This is a genomic window from Streptomyces sp. AC550_RSS872 (assembly GCF_019049285.1).
Classification (GTDB): domain Bacteria; phylum Actinomycetota; class Actinomycetes; order Streptomycetales; family Streptomycetaceae; genus Streptomyces.
The window spans coordinates 1-3,724 of sequence record NZ_JAGMUL010000054.1 but is presented as its reverse complement, the minus strand read 5'-3'; the positions used below and the strand labels follow the sequence as shown (position 1 = coordinate 3,724).

Annotated in this window: 4 protein-coding genes and 1 rRNA gene; 2 read left to right on the top strand and 3 right to left on the bottom strand. The window is 69.7% G+C overall.

Translation table 11 applies throughout. The features are described 5' to 3' along the window. Positions 1 to 94: ribosomal RNA gene (gene rrf, locus KUM44_RS22445) — 5S ribosomal RNA — on the top strand; the annotation flags it as partial. 47 nt (positions 95 to 141) lie between these two features. Here the strand turns inward: rrf and KUM44_RS22440 are convergent. Next, positions 142 to 819, bottom strand: a complete 678-nt coding sequence (locus tag KUM44_RS22440; RefSeq protein ID WP_217210340.1) for a response regulator transcription factor — start codon at positions 817 to 819, stop codon at positions 142 to 144. Next, complete coding sequence (locus KUM44_RS22435; protein WP_217210342.1) at positions 816 to 2,072, bottom strand: sensor histidine kinase; 1,257 nt, start codon at positions 2,070 to 2,072, stop codon at positions 816 to 818. Before KUM44_RS22435 ends, KUM44_RS22440 begins: the two co-directional genes overlap by 4 nt. An 85-nt stretch (positions 2,073 to 2,157) precedes the next feature. Between KUM44_RS22435 and KUM44_RS22430 the strand changes: the two genes are divergently transcribed. After that, positions 2,158 to 2,721 (top strand): GNAT family N-acetyltransferase, encoded by a 564-nt coding sequence (locus KUM44_RS22430; RefSeq protein WP_217210339.1) that lies wholly within the window; start codon positions 2,158 to 2,160, stop codon positions 2,719 to 2,721. Positions 2,722 to 2,752: 31 nt separating this feature from the next. Here the strand turns inward: KUM44_RS22430 and KUM44_RS22425 are convergent. Beyond that, positions 2,753 to 3,724, bottom strand: a 972-nt coding sequence (locus KUM44_RS22425) for a type IV secretory system conjugative DNA transfer family protein (protein ID WP_254389923.1), incomplete at its 5' end; no start/stop codon positions are given.

Here is a 3,724-nt window from a genome sequence, read left to right as displayed (position 1 = left end):
AACGCCCGGTTACATTCCGAACCCGGAAGCTAAGCCTTACAGCGCCGATGGTACTGCAGGGGGGACCCTGTGGGAGAGTAGGACGCCGCCGAACAAATATTAGAAAAGGCCCACACCTTACGGTGTGGGCCTTTTCGCGTTTCAGGACGGGATCACCAGCCCGGCGTCGTACGCCAGAATCACCGCCTGGATCCGATCCCGCGAGTTCGTCTTCGCGAGGATGCGGCCCACGTGGGTCTTCACGGTGGACTCGGCCAGATGGAGGCGAGTGGCTATCTCCGTGTTGGTCCAACCCTGGCCGATCACCGTGAGGATTTCGCGTTCGCGGTCGGTGAGGGGAGCCAGGCGCGGGTCCATAGGTGTCGGCTCCTGGGTGCCGGCCGGGTTCTGCTTCGGTAGATGGTGGACGTACGCGTCGAGGAGGCGGCGGGTCAGGCTCGGGGCGACCACCGCGTCGCCCGTGGCCACCGCGCGGATGCCTGAGAGGAGCTCCTCCGGCTGGGCGTCCTTGACGAGGAAGCCGGAGGCTCCCGCGCGGAGGCCGGCGTAGGCGTATTCGTCGAGGTCGAAGGTCGTGAGGATCAGGACGCGGGTGCGGTCGCCGGAGGCGGTGATGCGGCGGGTGGCCTCGATGCCGTCGAGGCCGGGCATGCGGACGTCCATCAGGACCACGTCGGGGCTCAGCTCCGCGGTCATGCGGATCGCCTCGCTGCCGTTGGCCGCTTCGCCCAGCACGGTCATGTCGTCCTGGCTCTCCAGGAGCATCCGGAAGCCGAAACGCTGGAGGGACTGGTCGTCGGCTATGAGGACGGTGGTCACTGCGGGGTTTCCTCCGGGAGGTGCAGGTGGACGCGCCAGCCCTGTTCCGGGTGCGGGCGTGGGCCGGCTTCAAGTGTGCCGCCGTACAGGGCGGTTCGCTCGCGCATTCCGGGCAGGCCACGGCCGCCAGGGGGTTGAGCGGGGTGGGCGGGGCTTGTGCCGCCGGTGTCGGTCACCGTGACGGTGACGGCGCCCTTCTCCTCGTACGAGAGCTCTATGGCCGCTGTGGTGCCGGGGCCGGCGTGTTTGAGGGTGTTGGTGAGGGCTTCCTGGATGACGCGGTAGACGGTGAGTTGGCGGCCCGGGGCGAGGGTGGGGGTGCCGTGGGTGGTGGTGTGGACGGGGAGGCCCGCGGCTCGTACGCCTTCGAGGAGTTGGGCGAGGTCGGTGAGGGTGGGCTGGGGGGTCAGTTCCGGCTGGGGGGCTCGGGCGTGGTCCTCGTCGCGGAGGACGTCGAGCAGGCGGCGTAGTTCGCCGAGGGCCTGGCGGCTGGTGGTGGCGATGGCGTGCAGGGCCTGGGTGGCGCGTTCCGGGGATTTGGCGGCCGCGTACTTGCCGCCGTCGGCGAGGCCGGTGATGACGGAGAGGTTGTGGCCGATGATGTCGTGCATCTCGCGTGCGATGCGGGCGCGTTCGGCCGCGGCGGCGAGCTGGGCCTGCTGGTCGCGTTCGATCTCCAGGCGGCGGGCGCGGTCCTCGAGGGCCTCGGTGTGGTCGCGGCGGGTGCGGACGGTGATGCCGATCGCGGTCGCCACGGCTATGGACATCAGCACGGGGACGATGTCCTGGTCCGGGCTGCCCTGTGGGTGGCGGGCGGCCATCACGGCGATGGGCGCCGTCATCAGGGCTGCCGCCCACCACAGATGGCGCGGTGGGCGGCGCAGGGCGATGTGGGAGATGACGAGGAGTTGGAGCAGGAACGCTTGGAGGGCGATGCCTGTCCAGGCGTTGACCAGGGCGAAGGGGGCTATGAGGAGGAGAACGGCCCGGGGGTGGGTGCGTCGCAGGAGGAGGGGGACGGAGAGGCCGAGGCTCAGGGTGAGGACGAGCCAGCCGGGGTTGTCGCGGTCGCGGGCCACGTTGAGCCAGCCGCCGCCGTAGTAGTCGATGAGGGCGGCCGTCACCCAGAAGCCGGTGAGGTGCAGGTCCCAGACGAGCGGATGGCGCCGGTCGAAGGCCCGCACGCGTCGGGTGATGCGGTGTATGTGCTGGGTGAGGGGTTCTGTCCCTCGCTCTTCCGTCACGCCGTCCATCGTGCTGGGTTTCCGGCAGACGGCACAGAGCCGCAGGCCGTATTCCGGGTGAGGGATGTCGTACCCAGGTACTACGGTGGCGGCCATGAGCACCACGAGCCCCGGGGCCTACGTGATCCGTTCGATACGTGCCGACGAGTGGGTCGCCGCGAAGGAGCTGCGGTTGGCCGCGCTGCGGGATCCGGTCGCGCCGATCGCCTATCTGACGACCTATGAGGAGGCCGTGGCCCAGCCCGACTCCTTCTGGCAGGAGCGGGCTGCCGGGGCCTGTGAGGGTGCCGAGCAGGCGCAGACGATCATCGCCGAGGGGCCGGACGGGCGGTGGGTCGGGACGTTGACCGTGCTGGTCGAGGAGCCGGGGACGACCGACTGGGCCGGGTTTCCGGTGGAGCGGAAGCAGGGGCACGTCGTCGCCGTGTTCGTGCGGCCCGAGGAGCGCGGGATCGGGCTGACCGAGGTGCTGTTCGACGCCGCCCTTCAGTGGTCGTGGGCGCGTGGTGTGGAGCGGGTGCGGCTGATCGTGCACGAGGAGAACGGGCGGGCGCAGCGGTTCTATCGGAAGGTGGGGTTCGTTCCGAGTGGGGTGACCGTGCCGCTCGGTGGGGGGTCGGAGGAGTCCGAGTGGGAGTTCGTCATCGAACGGCCGTGACGAGCCGGCCGCTCGGGGCCGACTCGTCGGTTCACACCGGGAGTTCGTCGTGCGGCCAGCGGGAGCGGGCCTGTTCCCGGGACCGGAGCAGGGCCAGGGTCGGCATGCCCCGGTCCGCTCCGGTGGCCAGCAGCTCCGGCAGTTGGGGAAGCGGAGCCACGGCGGCGACGTCGTCCAGGACGAGCGTCAGTGGTGGGTCGAGGCGACCGGAGGATGACCGTTCGGCCATGCGCCGGCCGCGCTCGACCACGCTTGCGGCGAGGGCCGTCAGGAGTGGCATGGCGCCCGGGTTGGCTCGGGGGTCCTCGATGGATTCACCCACCACATAAAGCGTGCCCCCTTCATGGACGAAGGAATCCAAGGTAAGGGCATCAGTTCGGTTTGGGTTGCAGGATTCCCGGATGTTGACCGTGGAGAGCGCCGAGAGGGCTCTGGTGTTCAACTCCTGCGCCATGTCCCGGCGTTTCGGGTGGGCTGTGAGCGCGGCTTCGAGTTCGCCTGCCGCGCCCGGGGCCGCTTTCGGGTTAGTACGGAGGATGCGTACGGCGTCCTGGATCTGGGCGCCCTGGGACCAGCGGTGGACGTGCCGGATGGTGCGGCCGTCGATGGCCGCGGCGTGGAGGTAGCTGCGAAGGAGCGTTTCGGCTGTGTCGCTGACCGCCTGGTCGAGGCGGGAGGTGGGGCGGACCGGGGTCAGGAGCGCGGTGGCTCTGGAGACCGCGGTCTGCTTGTCCTCGCAGCCTGTGGTGGGGGACCAGTGGAGGCGGGCCGGGGTGTCGCAGAGGTGGGTGGGGTCGTAGAGGAGGACCGGGCCGAGTTTTGCGCGGGTGTCCTTGGTGTCTTGCCAGAGGGCCGGGTTTGAGGTGACTACGAGGGTGGCGCCTTCCGCATCGTGTACTGCATGGGTTGCGGTTGACTGGCGGCTTTCCCTTGGGGCTACGAAGAGTTTTTCCCACCCGCCCACCCGTTCGGTGATCCGAGAAGCCCGGGGGTCCGCCCCAAG